Below are 16232 nucleotides of genomic sequence, written 5' to 3' on the forward strand. Positions count from 1 at the left end.
CTCTTTCAGTCGCTCAGTTCGTCCGGCACGACCATCGTGCCGATTCCCTCGTCGGTGAAGATCTCCAGCAGGATCGAGTGCTGGACGCGCCCGTCGATGACGCGCGCGGTGTGCACGCCGTTGCGCACGGCGTGCAGGCAGCCCCGCATCTTTGGCACCATGCCGCTGGACAGCTCGGGGATGAGCTTCTCCAGCTCGGTGGCGGTCAGTCGGCTGATGACGTCGTCGCTGTGGGGCCAGTCCTCGTACAGGCCCTCCACGTCGGTGAGCACCATCAGCGTCTCGGCACCAAGCGCCGCAGCGAGTGCCGCAGCCGCCGTATCAGCATTGACGTTGTAGACATGCCCCTTGCCGCCTTCGTCCTGGGAGCGGGCGATCGAGGAGACGACCGGGATGCGGCCGTCCGCGAGCAGCGCCTCGATGGCGCCGGTGTCGATCTCGGTGACCTCGCCGACCTGGCCGATGTCGACCAGCTCGCCGTCGATCAGCGGCCGGTGCCTGGTCGCGGTGATGGTGTGCGCGTCCTCGCCGGTGAGGCCCACGGCGAGGGGTCCGTGCTCGTTGAGCAGCCCGACGAGCTCGCGCTGCACCTGCCCGGCGAGGACCATCCGGACGACGTCCATGGCCTCGGGCGTCGTCACCCTCAGACCCGCCTTGAACTCGCTGATCAGGCCCTGTTTGTCGAGCTGGGCACTGATCTGCGGGCCGCCGCCGTGCACCACGACCGGGCGCAGTCCTGCGTGGTGCAGGAACACGACGTCCTGGGCGAACGCGGCCTTGAGGTCCTTGTCCACCATGGCGTTGCCGCCGAATTTGATGACGACGGTCTTGCCGCGGTGACGGGTCAGCCAGGGCAGCGCCTCGATCAGGATCTGCGCCTTGGGCAGTGCGGTGTGCTTGCGGGTGTTCATGGGGCTTTCCAGGTGGGGAGGGCCTGCCGCGCGGGGGGAGTCGAGCGGGCTGCGGGGCACGCGCTACGAGGAGTACGCGCTGTTCTCGTGGACGTAGTCGGCGGTGAGGTCGTTGGCCCAGATGACGGCGGACGCGGTACCGGCGGCGAGGTCGGCGGTGATCCGCACCTCGCGGTAGCGCATGTCGACCAGGTCGCGGTCCTCGCCCACCGAGCCGTTCTTGCAGACCCAGACGTCGTTGATGGCGACGTTCAGGCGGTCCGGCTCGAAGGCGGCCGACGTGGTGCCGATGGCGGAGAGCACACGGCCCCAGTTGGGGTCCTCGCCGTGGATGGCGCACTTGAGGAGGTTGTTGCGGGCGATGGAGCGGCCCACCTCGACGGCGTCGTCCTCGTCGGCCGCGCCGATCACCTCGATGCGGATGTCCTTGCTCGCGCCCTCGGCGTCGCCGATGAGCTGGCGGGCCAGGTCGTCGCAGACGGTGCGGACGGCCTCGGCGAACTCCGCGTACTCCGGGGTCGCTCCGGAGGCGCCGGAGGCGAGCAGGAGCACGGTGTCGTTCGTGGACATGCAGCCGTCGGAGTCGACGCGGTCGAAGGTGAGGCGGGTCGCCTCGCGCAGGGCCTTGTCGAGGTCGGGGGCGGCGATGTCGGCGTCGGTGGTGAGGACGACGAGCATCGTGGCGAGGCCGGGGGCGAGCATGCCCGCGCCCTTGGCCATGCCGCCGACCGTCCAGCCCTCGCCCTCGGCGACGGCCGTCTTGTGCACGCTGTCGGTGGTCTTGATGGCGATGGCGGCCTTCTCGCCGCCGTGCGCGGACAGGGCCCCCGCCGCCGTCTCGACGCCCGGCAGGAGCTTGTCCATGGGGAGCGTCACGCCGATGAGTCCGGTGGACGCGACGGCGACCTCGCCCGCGTTCAGGCCGAGCGTGTCGGCGACCTTCTCGGCCGTGGCGTGCGTGTCCTGGAAGCCCCGCGGGCCCGTGCAGGCGTTGGCGCCGCCGGAGTTGAGGACGACCGCGGAGACCTGTCCGCCCTTGACGACCTGCTCGGACCACAGGACGGGCGCGGCCTTCACGCGGTTGGACGTGAAGACGCCCGCGGCGGCCAGGCGGGGGCCGTCGTTGACCACGAGGGCCAGGTCCGGGTTGCCGCTCTCCTTGATTCCGGCGGCGATGCCCGCCGCCCGGAATCCCTTGGCTGCCGTGACACTCACTGCGTCTCCTTGTCGGCGGAACTCGGATGCGGCCCGGCGGCCGCGGGCGCGCCGCTCACGGCGCGACTCCGATGGTGGGAAGGCCCAGCTCCTCCGGGAGGCCCAGGGCGATGTTCATGCTCTGCACCGCGCCACCGGCGGTGCCCTTGGTGAGGTTGTCGATGGCGCTGATCACGATCACGCGGCCGGACGCCGGGTCGTGGGCGGCCTGGACGTGCACGGCGTTGGAGCCGTACACCGACGCGGTGGCCGGCCACTGGCCCTCGGGGAGCAGCTGCACGAACGGTTCTTCGGCGAAGGCCTTCTCGTACGTCGCGCGGACGCTCTCCGCGGTCACGCCCGGCTTGGCCTTGGCGCTGCACGTGGCGAGGATGCCGCGCGGCATGGGGGCCAGCGTCGGGGTGAAGGAGACCGTGACACGGGTGTCCGCGGCGGCGCTCAGGTTCTGGATCATCTCCGGCGTGTGCCGGTGCGCCCCGCCCACGCCGTACGGCGACATGGAGCCCATGACCTCGGAGCCGAGCAGATGCGCCTTGGGCGCCTTGCCCGCGCCGGAGGTCCCGGACGCCGCGACGATCACCGCCTCGTCCTCGACGAGCCCGGCCGCGTACGCCGGGAAGAGCGCGAGCGAGACGGCCGTGGGGTAGCACCCCGGGACCGCGATGCGCTTGCTGCCCGCGAGGGCGGCGCGGGCGCCGGGCAGCTCGGGCAGTCCGTACGGCCAGGTGCCCGCGTGGGCGCTGCCGTAGAACTTCTCCCAGTCGGCCGCGTCCTTGAGGCGGAAGTCCGCGCCCATGTCGACGACGAGCACGTCCGGGCCGAGCTGTTCGGCGACGGCGGCGGACTGGCCGTGCGGCAGGGCGAGGAAGACGACGTCGTGGCCCGCCAGGCTCTCGGCCGTGGTCGGCTCCAGGACGCGCTCGGCGAGCGGGGCCAGGTGCGGCTGGAGCGCGCCCAGGCGCTCGCCCGCGTTCGAGTGGGCGGTGAGGGTGCCGATCTCGACCTCGGGGTGCACGGCGAGGAGCCTCAGCAGCTCGCCGCCCGCGTATCCGCTCGCTCCCGCGACCGCTGCGCGTACCGTCATGGATTCCTCCTGCGTGGATGGCATGAATATACATTGCGCCGCACGTTTATACAATGGGGATCCACGACGCCCGCCGGCACCGGCTGTCGGTGAGGCGCCGCCCGGGCCCGCCTCGCGGGCCGCGTCCCGTCCCCCTGGGTGATCGGCGCCCGCCCATCATGGCACCGGGGTGGCGCGGACCGGCAGGAACGGCTGACAGTTCAGATGCCTGAAGGAACGGCGACCGCCCCCCGGGTACGCGCACGACCGCCCCGGTCGGCGGCTGCCGACCGGGGCGGTGATCACGCGGTGCGTCGGGCGCCCAGGGCGCCGGGCGCGTCAGGCGAGCGAGGCGATCGCCTGGTTGAAGGTGGCCGACGGGCGCATGACCGCCGAGGCCTTGGCCGGGTCGGGCTGGTAGTAGCCGCCGATGTCGGCGGGCTTGCCCTGGGCGGCGATCAGCTCGTCGACGATCGTCTGCTCCTGCTCGGCCAGCGTCTTGGCGAGCGGGCCGAACGCCTCGGCGAGCTGGGCGTCGTCGGTCTGCTTGGCCAGCTCCTGCGCCCAGTACAGGGACAGGTAGAAGTGGCTGCCGCGGTTGTCGATGCCACCCAGCTTGCGGCTCGGCGACTTGTTCTCCTCCAGGAAGGTCGCCGTCGCGCGGTCCAGGGTGTCCGCGAGGATCTGGGCGCGCGCGTTGCCCGTGGTCTGCGCGAGGTGCTCGAAGGACACCGCGAGCGCGAGGAACTCGCCGAGGCTGTCCCAGCGCAGGTAGTCCTCCTTGACGAGCTGCTGCACGTGCTTGGGCGCGGAGCCGCCGGCGCCGGTCTCGAACAGGCCGCCGCCGTTCATCAGCGGGACCACCGAGAGCATCTTGGCGCTGGTGCCGAGCTCCAGGATCGGGAACAGGTCGGTCAGGTAGTCACGCAGGACGTTGCCGGTGACGGAGATCGTGTTCTCGCCGCGGCGGATGCGCTCCAGGGAGAACGCGATCGCCTCGACCGGCGCCAGGATCTTGATGTCCAGGCCCTCGGTGTCGTGCTCCGGGAGGTACCGCTTGACCTTCTCGATGAGCTGCGCGTCGTGGGCGCGGCCCTCGTCCAGCCAGAAGACGGCCGGGTCGCCGGTGGCGCGGGCGCGCGAGACGGCGAGCTTGACCCAGTCCTTGATCGGGGCGTCCTTGGTCTGGCACATCCGGAAGATGTCGCCCTCGGCGACGGCCTGCTCCAGGACGACGTTCCCGGCCTCGTCGACGACGCGGACGGTGCCCGCGGCGGCGATCTCGAAGGTCTTGTCGTGGCTGCCGTACTCCTCGGCCTTCTGCGCCATCAGGCCGACGTTGGGCACCGAGCCCATGGTGGCCGGGTCGTAGGCGCCGTGGGCGCGGCAGTCCTCGATGACGACCTGGTAGATGCCCGCGTAGGAGCTGTCGGGCAGCACCGCGAGGGTGTCGTGCTCGGCGCCGTCCGGGCCCCACATGTGGCCGGAGGTGCGGATCATCGCCGGCATGGAGGCGTCGACGATGACATCGCTCGGTACGTGCAGGTTGGTGATGCCGCGGTCGGAGTCGACCATGGCCAGCTCCGGGCCCTCGGCCAGCTCGGCGTCGAAGGAGGCCTTGATCTCGGCGCCGTTCGGCAGCGCCTCCAGGCCCTTGTAGATGCCGCCCAGGCCGTCGTTCGGGGTGAGGCCGGCGCCCGCGAGGATCTCGCCGTACTTCTCGAAGGTCTTCGGGAAGAAGGCGCGCACCACGTGACCGAAGATGATCGGGTCCGAGACCTTCATCATCGTGGCCTTGAGGTGCACGGAGAACAGCACGCCCTCGGCCTTGGCGCGGGCGATCTGCGCGGTCAGGAACGTGCGCAGCTCGGCGACGTGCAGGACGGAGGCGTCCACGACCTCGTCCGCGAGGACCGGCACCGACTCGCGCAGGACGGTGGTGGCGCCGTCCGCGGCGGCCAGTTCGATGCGCAGGGAGCCCGCGGCGCCGATGACGGCGGACTTCTCCGTGGAGCGGAAGTCGTGCTCGCCCATGGTGGCGACGTTCGTCTTGGAGTCGGCCGTCCAGGCGCCCATGCGGTGCGGGTGCGCCTTGGCGTAGTTCTTGACCGACGCGGGGGCGCGGCGGTCGGAGTTGCCCTCGCGCAGGACCGGGTTGACGGCGGAGCCCTTGACCTTGTCGTAGCGGGCGCGGATGTCGCGCTCCTCGTCGGTCTTCGGGTCGTCCGGGTAGTCCGGCAGCGCGTAGCCCTGCTCCTGCAGCTCGGCGACGGCGGCCTTGAGCTGCGGGATGGACGCCGAGATGTTCGGCAGCTTGATGATGTTCGCCTGCGGCGTCTTGGCCAGCTCACCCAGCTCGGCGAGCGCGTCGTCGATGCGCTGGCCCGCCTCCAGGTGCTCCGGGAAGCTCGCGATGATCCGGCCCGCCAGGGAGATGTCACGGGTCTCGACGCTCACACCGGCGGTCGAGGCGTACGCCTGGATCACCGGCAGGAAGGAATGCGTCGCGAGGGCGGGGGCCTCGTCAGTGTGTGTGTAGATGATGGTCGAGTCAGTCACCGGGTGCTCCGCTCCACGTCTGCAACATTGCTCGACATCAAGATATCTCGTGCGGGCCGGGGCGCTGACAGGGCCCTCGCCCCAGTTCCGGACACGGCGCGGAGCCGCGCGGCGGCGTCCGGTCACCGGGACGCCGTGGGCGCCCACACCCCCGCCGCCGTGCCCTCGCGCACATGCTTCTCGTACGCGACGACCTTGCCGTGGATGATCTCCAGGCTCGCGTTCAGCTCGGTGATCCGCGCGCGGACGGCCCGCTCGTGCTCCTGGAGCAGGGCGAGCCGCTCGGCCTCGTTCCCCGGGCCCGAACGGACAAGTCCGGCAAACCGCTTCAACTCGGCGATCGGCATGCCTGACTCCCGCAGCCGGTTGCACAGGGCGAGCCACTCCACGTCGGCGGGCGCGTACACGCGCCGCCCGCCGCCGGTCCGGGGAACGGGCCGCAGGAACAGCTCCTCGCGCTCGAAGAAGCGGAGGGCGTGCACGCTGAGGCCGGTGGCGGCGGCGACCTCGCCGATGGACAGTCCGTCGGGCGGACCGTCGGGCCTGCCCTCGTCTGCGTTCCCCACGCGCCCGTCCCCTTCCAGGCCGCTGCGGACCTCACCTCGGAACTCCGGCGCCGAGCCTGATCCAGTCCGGGCACCGAGCCTGATCCAGTCCGGGCACCGAGCCCGATCGGTCCGTGCGCCGAGCCCGGTCCCGTCCACGCGCCGAGCTTGATCTAGATCGCAGTCTAGGTTCTAGCGTCCTGCGCATGACGAACAGCACCACCGCCCAGCGCCCCCTCGGCTCCGGCCACGACGCCCGCAGCACCGCCGACGACGTACTGAAGGGCATGGACCTGACCGGCAGGACCGCCGTGGTCACCGGCGGCTACTCCGGGCTCGGCCTCGAAGCCACCCGCGCCCTGGCCCGCGCCGGAGCCCACGTGATCGTCCCGGCGCGCAGGCCGGAGACGGCGGCGGCCGCCTTGGGCGCCACCCCCGGCACGGAGGTCGCCGCGCTCGACCTCGCGGACCTCGACAGCGTCCGCGCCTTCGCCGACGGCGTCCTCGCGAGCGGCCGCCCCGTCGACCTGCTCATCGCGGGAGCGGGCATCATGGCCTGCCCCGAGACCCGGGTCGGCCCCGGCTGGGAGGCCCACTTCGCGGTGAACCACCTCGGCCACTTCGCCCTGGTCAACCACCTCGCCCCGGCCCTGACGCCCGGCCGCGCCCGCGTCGTGTCGGTGGCGTCCTCGGGCCACTTCCTGTCGGACATCCGCTGGGACGACCCGCACTTCCGCCGCTCCCCCTACGACCCGTGGCTCGCCTACGCCCAGTCCAAGACGGCGAACGCCCTGTTCGCCCGGCACCTGGACACCCTCGCCGGCGACCGGGGCCCGCGCGCCTTCGCCGTGCACCCGGGCAGCATCCTCACCCCGCTCCAGCGCCACGTCCCGCGCGCGGAGCAGATCGCGCAGGGCTGGATGGACCACGACGGCAGGCCCGCCGACGGCTTCAAGTCCCCGGCGCAGGGCGCGGCGACGGCCGTGTGGGCGGCGACGTCCCCGCTCCTGGAGGGCCACGGCGGCGCCTACTGCCAGGACTGCGACATCGCGGGGCCCGCCACGACCGACGACATGCTGATCGGCGGCGTCAAGCCCTGGGCGGTCGACCCGGCCGCGGCGGCCGGGCTGTGGGAGCTGTCCGCCGGACTCACCGGGCTCGACGCCTTCGCGTGACCCGCGGGATCAGCCGAGGCGTGGCGCCGGGCATTCCCGGTCGCGGCCCGGCAGATCGCCGCCCCCGAGGTAGTCGTTGACGGCGCGCTCGGCACACGGCACGGGAGTCAGACCGTCGACCTCGCGGGCGTACACGCCGTGACCGCGGATGTCGGTGGCCACCAGGCGGGAGCCGCGCAGCGCGCGGTGCATGGCGAGCGCGTCCGCGAAGCGCGTGTGGTCGCGCCTCGCCTGGAGCATCAGGACGGGCACGTCGTTGTCGACGGTCACGGCGGGCTCGCGCGGCGGCTCGGCGAAGAACGGGCACGGTGCCGTGATCCCGTTCACGAACGGACCGAAGACGGGCTCGGTCGCACGGCTGCGCACGCTGTTGCGCCAGTACGTCTCCGTGGCCATGGGCCAGCCACCGGCGGGCCAGCCGCCGTCGCCGCACATGAAGAACATGCCGCCGAGCATGCTGTCCGCGGCTTCGGGCGAGTTCAGCATCTTCAGCATCGCGGCGAGTTCGGGTCCCGGTTCGGTCAGTTCGCCGCGGTCGGCGGCGACGAGGTCGCGTACCAGCGAGGCCACTGTCGCGTCGTTCTCCGCCTGTGTCAGCGGCTGCTTGAGGATCATCCGCAGCAGCGGCGCGGTCAGGCGCTGCCCGGCCACGGGCAGCGGCCGCCGCTCGGCGTGGTCGAGCACTTCTTCGACGTGTGCGCGCACGCGGTCGGCACTGCGGCCGAGCCGGTACGTCGCGTGGCGCCGCGCCGTCCAGGCGGCCCACTCGTCCAGGGCCCGCTCGGCGGGTGCCCCCGAGCGCTGGAACTGCTCGTACTGCGTGGCGGCCGGGTCGGTGACGGAGTCGATGACGAAGCGGTCGACGCGGCCCGGGAACAGCTGCGCGTACGTGGCGCCCAGGTCGGCGCCGTAGGACACGCCGTAGTAGGAGAGGGTGCGCTGCCCGAGGGCCGCCCGGATCACGTCCATGTCGCGGGCCACGTTCCGCGACGAGGCGTGCGGCAGCAGGGCGGCGTTGTCGCCGCGCGCATGGCAGCGGCGCGCGTCCTCGCGGGCGTCGCGCACCGCCGCGTCGAAGTCCGCGCGCGGGCTCGTCGTCGCGGGCGGTGCGGGCTTGCGGGCGGGGTCGCAGGTGATCGGGGAGCTCTCGCCGAGGAAGCGCGGGTCGAAGCCGATCAGGTCGTAGCGGCCCGCGACGTCCTTGAGGACGGGGCGCAGCGCGAGGGTGTACGCGAGTCCGGTGCCGCCGGGTCCGCCCGGGTTGGAGAGAAGGACGCCACGGCGCTCGCCTCTGGGCGCGGTCGCCTTGATCCGGGACACGGCGATGGTGAGGGTGCGGCCGCCCGGGTCGGCGTGGTCGAGCGGGACGGTGACGTCGGCGCAGCGGGCGCCCGCAGCGTTCAGCTCCTTCTGGGCGGCCGGACAGCGGCTCCACGTCAGGTGTTGGTCGCGGTACTCGGCGAGGGCGGCGGACCCGGCGGGATCCGCCGCGGACGGTCCGGCCGCTCCGGACGATCCGGAAGGCCCAGCCGGTCCGGACGGTCCGGCCGACGCGGCGCGACCGGCGGGGGCCGGGGGCGGGGGCCGCTCCGCCAGAGCCTGCGCGGGCAGGACGCCCGTGAGGACGGCGGCCAGGCCGAGCCCGGCGAGCCCGGCGGTGGTCGTGGTGGTGGCGCGCATCGTGCTCCTCGGGGCGGCGTGCGGGCGGTGCTCGCGGTCCGGTCGGCGGTACGGCTGGCGATCCGGTCGGCGGTCCGGCTCGCAGTCCGGCTCGCGGTCCGCTCAGGACGCTACGAAGCCGCGCCCCGGACGACCATCCGGCGAGCCGCAGCCCTGCCCCTGGGGACAGCCCCCGTACGCCCCGCCGCCACCGCGGAAATGCGGTTGCGCTGAAGCGCACTCCAACTCCTAGGGTCACGCCCAAGAACGCCGCTTCACCAGGAGGTACGACATGACCGGCATGCCCACCCGCAGGCTCGGCGCCCTCACGGTCTCCGCCCAGGGGCTCGGCTGCATGGGGATGAGCGACGCCTACGGCACCTCGGACGACGCCACGTCGACCGCCACCGTCCACCGCGCGCTCGACCTCGGCGTCACCCTGCTCGACACCTCCGACTACTACGGCAACGGGCACAACGAGGAGCTGCTCGGCCGCGCCCTGGCGGGCCACCGGCGCGAACAGGCCGTCCTCGCCACGAAGTTCGGCTTCGCCAACCGCCTCGGCGAGCCCATGCGGATCCGGGGCGACGCCGCGTACGTACGCGAGGCCTGCGACGCCTCGCTGCGCCGCCTCGGCGTCGACCACATCGACCTCTACTACGTGCACCGCGTCGACCCGGACGTGCCGATCGAGGAGACCGTCGGCGCGATGGCCGAGCTGGTCGCCGCCGGGAAGGTGCGCCACCTCGGCCTGTCGGAGGCGAGCGCGCGCACGATCCGGCGCGCCCACGCCGTGCACCCCATCGCGGCGCTGCAGAGCGAGTGGTCGCTGTGGACGCGGGGCCTCCGGGACGAGATCGTGCCGGTCTGCCGGGAGCTGGGCATCGGCATCGTGCCGTTCTCACCGCTCGGCCGGGGCTTCCTGACCGGCCGGGTCACCTCGGTCGACAGCCTGGAGGAGGGCGACATACGGCGCACCCAGCCGCGGTTCGCGGACGGCAACCTGGAGCGCAACCTCGCGATCGTCGACGCCCTCAACGACCTCGCGGCCCGGCGCGGCGTCACGGCCGGGCAGCTCGCGCTCGCCTGGGTGCAGCACTGCGGCGACGACGTGGTGCCGATCCCGGGCACGCGCCGCCAGAAGTACCTGGAGGAGAACCTGGCCGCCGCCACCCTCGAACTCTCCGCCGACGAGCTGGCCGCGATCGAGGCGGCGGCCCCGGCGGACCGCGTCGCGGGGACCCGCTACGACGAGAACAGCCTGGCGGTCGTCGACAAGTAGACCGGAGCAGAGTCGACAAGGAGACCGGAGCGGACCGGAGTAACCTGCGGGCATGCCCCCCTTTCCCGGCCCCGCCTCCCGGTCCGCCGAGCGCGCCGACACCGTGACGGCTCCGGCGCACGCGGTGCCGGACGCGCTGGCGTATCTGGCCGGGGGCTGGCGGGTCGAGCGGACGGTGCGGGACTTCGCGGTGGCCGCGGTGGGCGGCGCGGGCGAGCCGGTGGAGTCGGTGGAGGGGCGGTTCGAGGGGACCACCCTGTTCACGCCGCTCGCGGACGCGGAGCCCGGGTCCGGACCGGCCGCCGGCCTGCTCCACCACGAGTCCGGCACCTTCACCTGGCACGGCGTCGCCCGCCCCGCCGAGCGCACGCTCCGCTTCCTGCCGGGCACCGACGCGGGCACCGCGGTCGTCCGCTTCGCCGACGGCCGCTTCTTCCACGACCTGGACCTGCGCTCCGGTCGGCACACCACCGACCACCCGTGCGCGGCGGACCTGTACCGGGGCGAGTTCGAGGTGTTCGACGCGTCGCGCTGGCGCACCCGGTGGCGGGTGGCGGGCCCCGCCAAGGACCTGCTCCTGACGACGGACTACACCCGGCTGCCCTGACCCCGGCCGCCCCCGTCCCGACGGGCCGGGTGTCGAGCCGGCCGCCGACCCGCGAGATGAACGCGAGCAGCGACTCACCGCCGTGCGGCGCCGACCGCGGATCGCGCAACCAGGCGTCGACCCCGCCCGGCCCGGCCGCGGTCACCTCGGCCGGTGCGCACCCCCGTCGGTGCCCCATGTCGCAGTCGCTCAGGGCGGGTTGGGCGAGCGGCGCGAGTCCCAGAGCGTCGCCGGGGGCGCGGCTGCGCGGGGTCGGCGAGCAGTAGCGCAGCTCGGCGACGCCCAGCGGGAGCAGCGCGGGCGCGGCGCGCCGCACCTCGCGCCGCCCCGTCCCGTCGAGGGGGCGGGCGCCGTCACTGCTCGCCGAGCACCATCCACTGCCTCGGGTTGTCGATCGCCGTGAAGCCCACCTTCTCGTACACGCCGTGCGCGTCCCCGGTCGCGAGCAGGATCCTGCGCATCCCGTACGGGGCGAGGTGGTCGCGGACCCCGGCGGCGAGCGCGACGCCGATGCCCTTGCCGCGCACCGCGCGGTCCACGTACACGTCGCAGAGGTAGGCGAACGTCGCGTGGTCGGTCACCACGCGCGCGTAGGCGACCTGTCTGCCCGAGGCCTCCTCGTACACGCCGAAGTTGAGCGATCCGGCGATGGCGGCGTCCTGCTTGGCGCGGGGCCTGCCGAGGGACCAGTAGGCGTCCGTGGAGAGCCACTCGTGGATGCGGACGAGGTCGAGGCGGGCCGGGTCGGTGGAGAGCCGGTACCCGTCGGGGAGGGCGTACTCGCTGCTGTCAGGGGCAACGTACTCGTTGGTCATGACGTGAGACTGGCAGGGACGACGGCTCGCGTCGAGCGTCTTTCCCCGCTCGTTCGCCACTCCCCCACGCGTCGTCCCCCTCTCGTTCGCGTCCCGCCCGTGGCGCTACGGACGCGCACCCCCTGTCACACCAGCACCTCGTCGCACGCCTGCCGCAGCCTGCGGACGCCCTCCGTGATCTCCCCGACGCCCGCGAGCGCCGCGAAGCTCAGCCGGATGTGGGCGGCCGGCGGCTCCGCCGCGAAGTAGGGCCGCCCGGGCGCGACCGCGACCCCGGCCCGCAGCCCCGCCGCCGCGAAGGCGAGTTCGTCGGTGCCGTCGGGCAGCCGCAGCCACAGGTGGTAGCCGCCGACCGGGATGTGCGGCAGCGCGAGTTCGGGCAGGCGCAGCCGCAGCGCCGCCGTCATCGCGTCCCTGCGGCTCTTCAACTCGACCGCCACGGTCCGCAGATGACGCGGCCAGGCGGGCGACCCGACGAGTTCGAGCGCGGCTTCCTGGAGGGGGCGCGGTACGAAGAAGTGGTCGACGACCTGGATGGCGCGCAGCCGTTCGAGGACGGGCCCGCGCGCGGCGAGCGCGCTCACCCGGAAGCTCGGCGACGTCGCCTTGGTGAGCGAGCAGACGTGCACGACCACGCCGTCCCGGTCGTCGGACGCGAGGGGCCGGGGCAGCGGGCCCGCGTCCTCGTGCACGAGACGGCGTACGAAGTCGTCCTCGACGACGAACGCGCCCGCCTCCCGGGCGATCCGCAGCACCTCCGGGCGGCGTTCGGCGGACAGCACGGCGCCGGTGGGGTTCTGGAACAGCGGCTGGCACACGAACACCCGCGCCCCCGTCGCCCGGAACGCGGCGGCGAGCAGTTCCGGGCGCACGCCGTCGGTGTCCACGGGCACCGGCACCGGGCGCAGTCCGGCGGCCCGCGCGATGGCCAGCAGGCCCGGGTAGGTGGGCGATTCGAGCAGGACGGGGGCACCGGGCGGGGCGAGCGCGCGCAGGGTCGTCGTCAGGGCGCTCTGCCCGCCCGAGGTGATCAGGACCTCCGCGGCCGTGATCGCGCCGCCGATGCCGCGCGCGAACCACTCGCGCAGCTCGGGCAGGCCCTCGACCGGGGGCCGGTCCCAGGCGCCGGGGCGGCGGCCCGCCCGGGCGAGCGCGGCGGCCATCGCCCGCTCCGGCTGGAGCGCCGGGTGCAGATAGCCGCTGTTGAACTCGACGACGCCGGGCGGGGGCGCGGCGAGCGTGGCGAGGACGCCGGAGGCGTCGACGGACCGCGGTACGACGTCCGTCATGGCGTCCGCGCTGAGCGTCACCTCCTGCCAGGAGGTGTCACCGACGACGGCCTCGCTCGCGCGGGGCGGCCGCGCCCGGAACGCCCCGGCGCCCGGCCGGGTCACGACAAGCCCCTCCGCGGCGAGCTGCGCGAGGGCTCGCGACACGGTCACCGGACTCACCCGGAACCGCTCGACCAGCGCCCGACTGGACGGCAGCTTCTCACCCGGAGAGTAGCGGTCCAGCTCCCCGCGCAGCTTCTGCGCCAACTCACCCACACTGCTACGCTCATGCATGAGAGCACAGGATAGCGCTACTGCCCCGGGACGGATAGCGGTCGAAACGCGGGGCACCCTCGGCGCCGGGCCCGACGCAGCGACCGCACCCCGCACGCCGACCGGGAGCACGAAGGCGGTCGGCGCCGCGAAGGCCCCTGGCGCCCCCGGCCCCCCTGGACCCGCCACACCCGCCACACCCGCCATCGCGCCGACCTCCCCCACCACCCCCGCGGCAGCCCCCACCCCCGACCGCCGCCGCGCCGGCACCCTTCAGGCCGCCCTCGGCGTCATCGCCTTCTCCCTCACGTTCCCCGCCACCGCCTGGGGACTGGAAGGCATCGGGCCCTGGAGTCTGGTGGCGCTGCGCTGCGCGCTCAGCGCCGTCGTCGCGGGCGGCTGCCTCCTCGCGCTCCGGGTGCCGCTGCCGGCCCGGGCCCACTGGGCCGGACTCGCGGTCGTCGGCGGCGGCGTCGTGGTCGGCTTTCCGCTCCTGACGTCCCTGGCGCTGCAGACGTCGAGCACCGCGCACGCGGCGGTCGTGGTCGGACTGCTCCCGCTCACCACCGCCGCGCTCTCCGCGCTGCGCACCGGGACCCGGCCGTCCCGCACGTTCTGGGCGGCGGCGATCGCCGGGGCGGTGGCGGTGGCCGCGTTCACGGTGCAGCAGAGCGGCGGCGCCCTGTCGACCGCCGACCTGTACCTGTTCGGCGCGCTCCTGGTGTGCGCCGCCGGGTACACCGAGGGCGGCCGCCTCGCCCGCCACATGCCGGGCTGGCAGGTCATCGGCTGGGCGCTCGTCCTGTGCCTGCCGCTGAACGTCGTCTGGGCGGTGATCGCGCTGCGCCACGAGCCGTTCCAGCTCACCTGGCACAGCACGGCGGGCCTGCTCTACCTCGCGATCGGCTCCCAGTTCCTCGGCCTGCTCGTCTGGTACCGGGGCATGGCCGTCATCGGCATCCCGAAGGCCAGCCAACTGCAGCTGGCCCAGCCGCTGCTCACCCTCGTCTGGTCGCTGTTCCTGCTCGGCGAGCACCTGACGCCCGCGGCGCCGCTCACCGCGGTGGCGGTCCTCGTCTGCATCGCCGTCACCCAACGGGCACGCGGGTAGGGCCAGTCGGCCACCACCGGTCGTACACTGACGGCCACGCACCGCCACCACTTGATCCGGACGAGGAGGGCACTCCCCATGCATGCATCCGTGGGCGACCGGCTGCTGATCCACGGCAGGATCGTCGGACAGCAGGACCGGACGGCGGAGGTCATCGAGATCCTCGGCGAGAACGGCACCCCGCCCTACCGCGTGCGGTTCGAGGACGGGCACGAGGCCCTCATGTCACCGGGCCCCGACACCGTCGTGCGCCCCTTCGCCGCGGGCGACGAGTGAGCCCCGGACCCGGGCCGACCAGGCCCGGGTCCACCACCCCGGCCCGGACGGACCCGGGCACGGGCCCCGTGCCGCTCAGCCGTCGGCGCGGTACGTGTAGTGGTCGTCGACGACGCGCTGCATCGCGCCGATCCGGTCGGCGACGACATGCTTCGCCGAGTAGAAGACATGCCCGCGCACCCGCGGGAAGCCCTTCGCGTACGTGAGGTGCCGGGACAGCTCGGCCGGGTCCTGCCACGGGGCGGGCTGCGCCGGATCCCCCGCCTTGTACAGGGCCTCCCCCACGTACAGGCGCACTCCGGTGCCCCGCGCCACCTCGTCCCACCAGGGCACGAGCTTGGCGTAGTCGGCGGCGGCAAGCCCGATGTGCCAGTACAGCTGCGGGCAGATGTAGTCGATCCAGCCCTTCCGCACCCAGCCGCGCGTGTCCGCGTACAGGTCGTCGTAGGTCTGCACGCCCGCGCGCGTGTCCGAGCCCGTCGGGTCGGTCGCGATGTTGCGCCACACCCCGAAGGGGCTGATCCCGAACTGGGTGCCGGGGCGGGTCCGGTGCACCCGGCGGCCCATCTCCCGCACCAGCCGGTCGATGTTGTCGCGCCGCCACGAGGCCCGGTCGGGGAAGTCGCCGCCGTACCGCGCGAACGCCTCGTCGTCGTCGAAGGTCTGGCCCGCGACGGGATAGGGGTAGAAGTAGTCGTCCCAGTGCACCGCGTCCAGGCGGTAGCGGCGGACGGCGTCGAGCATCGCGTCCTGCATGAAGCGGCGCACCTCGGGCAGGCCCGGGTTGTAGTAGAGCTTCCCGCCGTAGGGCACGACCCACTCGGGGTGCAGGCGGGCGGGATGGGAGGGGATGAGGCGGCCGGGGTCGGTGTGCATGGCGATCCGGAACGGGTTGAACCAGGCATGCAGCTCAAGGCCCCTGCGGTGGGCCTCGCGCACGGCGGTGCCCAGCGGGTCCCAGCCCGGGTCCTTGCCCTGGGTGCCGGTGAGCCACTCCGACCACGGCTCGTACCGCGAGGGCCAGAACGCGTCGGCCGTCGGACGCACCTGGAGGACCACCGCGTTCAGCCGTCTGCGGACCGCCTCGTCGAGATAGGCGATCAGTTCGGCGCGCTGGTCCTTGGCGGACAGGCCCGGCTTGGACGGCCAGTCGATGTTCACGACCGTCGCCACCCACATGCCGCGCATCTCACGCCCCCGGCGCCCGGCCGACGGCAGCGCCGCCGCGTCCCCCGCCATCGCGAGCCCCGCGGCCAGCGAGGCCGCCGCCGCCGCGAACGCCCGGCGCGACACCCGACGTGATCCCGCACGCGCACCCTGACGTGACAAATGCCTCATGAAGCCGCCCCTCGAGTCCGGATTCCACCGACGATCGCTGGTCGTTCGGGGACAGCATGCCCGACCCGGCCCGAATCCCACCGCAGGTTGCGGAGTAACGTTCACCGGCGAGGCAGGCACCGGCTCGTACGG

At 73.5% G+C, this 16232-nt stretch carries 14 protein-coding genes and 1 pseudogene; 5 read left to right on the forward strand and 10 right to left on the reverse strand.

Going from position 1 to position 16232, the window contains the following annotated elements:
• Nucleotides 1-5: 5 nt before the first annotated feature.
• The 5 genes from argB to ACZ6AA_RS22510 all read right to left on the reverse strand — a co-directional run bounded on the left by argB (nt 6) and on the right by ACZ6AA_RS22510 (nt 6314).
• Nucleotides 6-911, reverse strand: a complete 906-nt coding sequence (gene argB / locus ACZ6AA_RS22490; protein ID WP_468453123.1) for an acetylglutamate kinase — start codon at nt 909-911, stop codon at nt 6-8.
• 63 nt (nt 912-974) lie between these two features.
• Nucleotides 975-2126, reverse strand: a complete 1152-nt coding sequence (gene argJ / locus ACZ6AA_RS22495; RefSeq protein WP_468480692.1) for a bifunctional glutamate N-acetyltransferase/amino-acid acetyltransferase ArgJ — start codon at nt 2124-2126, stop codon at nt 975-977.
• A 55-nt stretch (nt 2127-2181) separates the two neighbouring features.
• The gene (gene argC, locus ACZ6AA_RS22500; protein ID WP_468480691.1) at nt 2182-3210 is read right to left on the reverse strand and encodes an N-acetyl-gamma-glutamyl-phosphate reductase; all 1029 of its coding nucleotides are present in this window, start codon (nt 3208-3210) and stop codon (nt 2182-2184) included.
• A 318-nt stretch (nt 3211-3528) separates the two neighbouring features.
• Nucleotides 3529-5748, reverse strand: coding sequence for an NADP-dependent isocitrate dehydrogenase (locus tag ACZ6AA_RS22505; protein WP_468453117.1), 2220 nt, complete (start codon nt 5746-5748; stop codon nt 3529-3531).
• Nucleotides 5749-5870: 122 nt separating this feature from the next.
• On the reverse strand, nt 5871-6314 hold the full coding sequence (locus ACZ6AA_RS22510; protein WP_468453115.1) for a MerR family transcriptional regulator: 444 nt from the start codon (nt 6312-6314) through the stop codon (nt 5871-5873).
• A gap of 185 nt (nt 6315-6499) precedes the next feature.
• On the opposite strand from ACZ6AA_RS22510, the gene ACZ6AA_RS22515 reads away from it, so the two are divergent.
• Nucleotides 6500-7468, forward strand: a complete 969-nt coding sequence (locus ACZ6AA_RS22515; protein WP_468480688.1) for an SDR family NAD(P)-dependent oxidoreductase — start codon at nt 6500-6502, stop codon at nt 7466-7468.
• 9 nt (nt 7469-7477) lie between these two features.
• On the opposite strand, the gene ACZ6AA_RS22520 is transcribed toward ACZ6AA_RS22515, so the two are convergent.
• Nucleotides 7478-9148, reverse strand: a complete 1671-nt coding sequence (locus ACZ6AA_RS22520) for an alpha/beta fold hydrolase (protein ID WP_468453111.1) — start codon at nt 9146-9148, stop codon at nt 7478-7480.
• Between the two features lie 271 nt (nt 9149-9419).
• Between ACZ6AA_RS22520 and ACZ6AA_RS22525 the strand changes: the two genes are divergently transcribed.
• Both ACZ6AA_RS22525 and ACZ6AA_RS22530 read left to right on the forward strand, forming a co-directional pair.
• Nucleotides 9420-10409, forward strand: a complete 990-nt coding sequence (locus ACZ6AA_RS22525; protein ID WP_471459605.1) for an aldo/keto reductase — start codon at nt 9420-9422, stop codon at nt 10407-10409.
• A 124-nt stretch (nt 10410-10533) separates the two neighbouring features.
• Entirely contained in the window at nt 10534-11016 is a 483-nt protein-coding gene (locus tag ACZ6AA_RS22530) for a DUF6314 family protein (RefSeq protein WP_468453495.1), read from the forward strand.
• A 7-nt stretch (nt 11017-11023) separates the two neighbouring features.
• Here the strand turns inward: ACZ6AA_RS22530 and ACZ6AA_RS22535 are convergent.
• The 3 genes and pseudogenes from ACZ6AA_RS22535 to ACZ6AA_RS22545 all read right to left on the reverse strand — a co-directional run.
• Nucleotides 11024-11410: pseudogene (locus ACZ6AA_RS22535) on the reverse strand (histidine phosphatase family protein); the annotation flags it as partial.
• Nucleotides 11370-11831, reverse strand: coding sequence for a GNAT family N-acetyltransferase (locus ACZ6AA_RS22540; RefSeq protein ID WP_468453107.1), 462 nt, complete (start codon nt 11829-11831; stop codon nt 11370-11372). The pseudogene ACZ6AA_RS22535 and the gene ACZ6AA_RS22540, both read right to left, overlap by 41 nt.
• Nucleotides 11832-11956: 125 nt before the next feature.
• A complete protein-coding gene (locus ACZ6AA_RS22545) occupies nt 11957-13396 on the reverse strand; it encodes an aminotransferase-like domain-containing protein (protein WP_471459606.1) in 1440 nt (479 codons plus the stop codon).
• On the opposite strand from ACZ6AA_RS22545, the gene ACZ6AA_RS22550 reads away from it, so the two are divergent.
• Both ACZ6AA_RS22550 and ACZ6AA_RS22555 read left to right on the forward strand, forming a co-directional pair.
• Nucleotides 13395-14486 carry a DMT family transporter gene (locus ACZ6AA_RS22550; RefSeq protein WP_468453103.1) on the forward strand — a complete coding sequence of 364 codons (1092 nt, stop codon included), beginning with the start codon at nt 13395-13397 and terminating at the stop codon, nt 14484-14486. The two genes, ACZ6AA_RS22545 and ACZ6AA_RS22550, sit on opposite strands and share 2 nt — an antisense overlap.
• 78 nt (nt 14487-14564) lie before the next feature.
• Nucleotides 14565-14762, forward strand: coding sequence for a DUF1918 domain-containing protein (locus tag ACZ6AA_RS22555; protein ID WP_468453102.1), 198 nt, complete (start codon nt 14565-14567; stop codon nt 14760-14762).
• Nucleotides 14763-14837: 75 nt separating this feature from the next.
• On the opposite strand, the gene ACZ6AA_RS22560 is transcribed toward ACZ6AA_RS22555, so the two are convergent.
• On the reverse strand, nt 14838-16100 hold the full coding sequence (locus ACZ6AA_RS22560) for a glycoside hydrolase family 10-like protein (RefSeq protein ID WP_471459607.1): 1263 nt from the start codon (nt 16098-16100) through the stop codon (nt 14838-14840).
• Nucleotides 16101-16232 lie beyond the last annotated feature (132 nt).

Source organism: Streptomyces sp. NPDC040610, assembly GCF_055594065.1.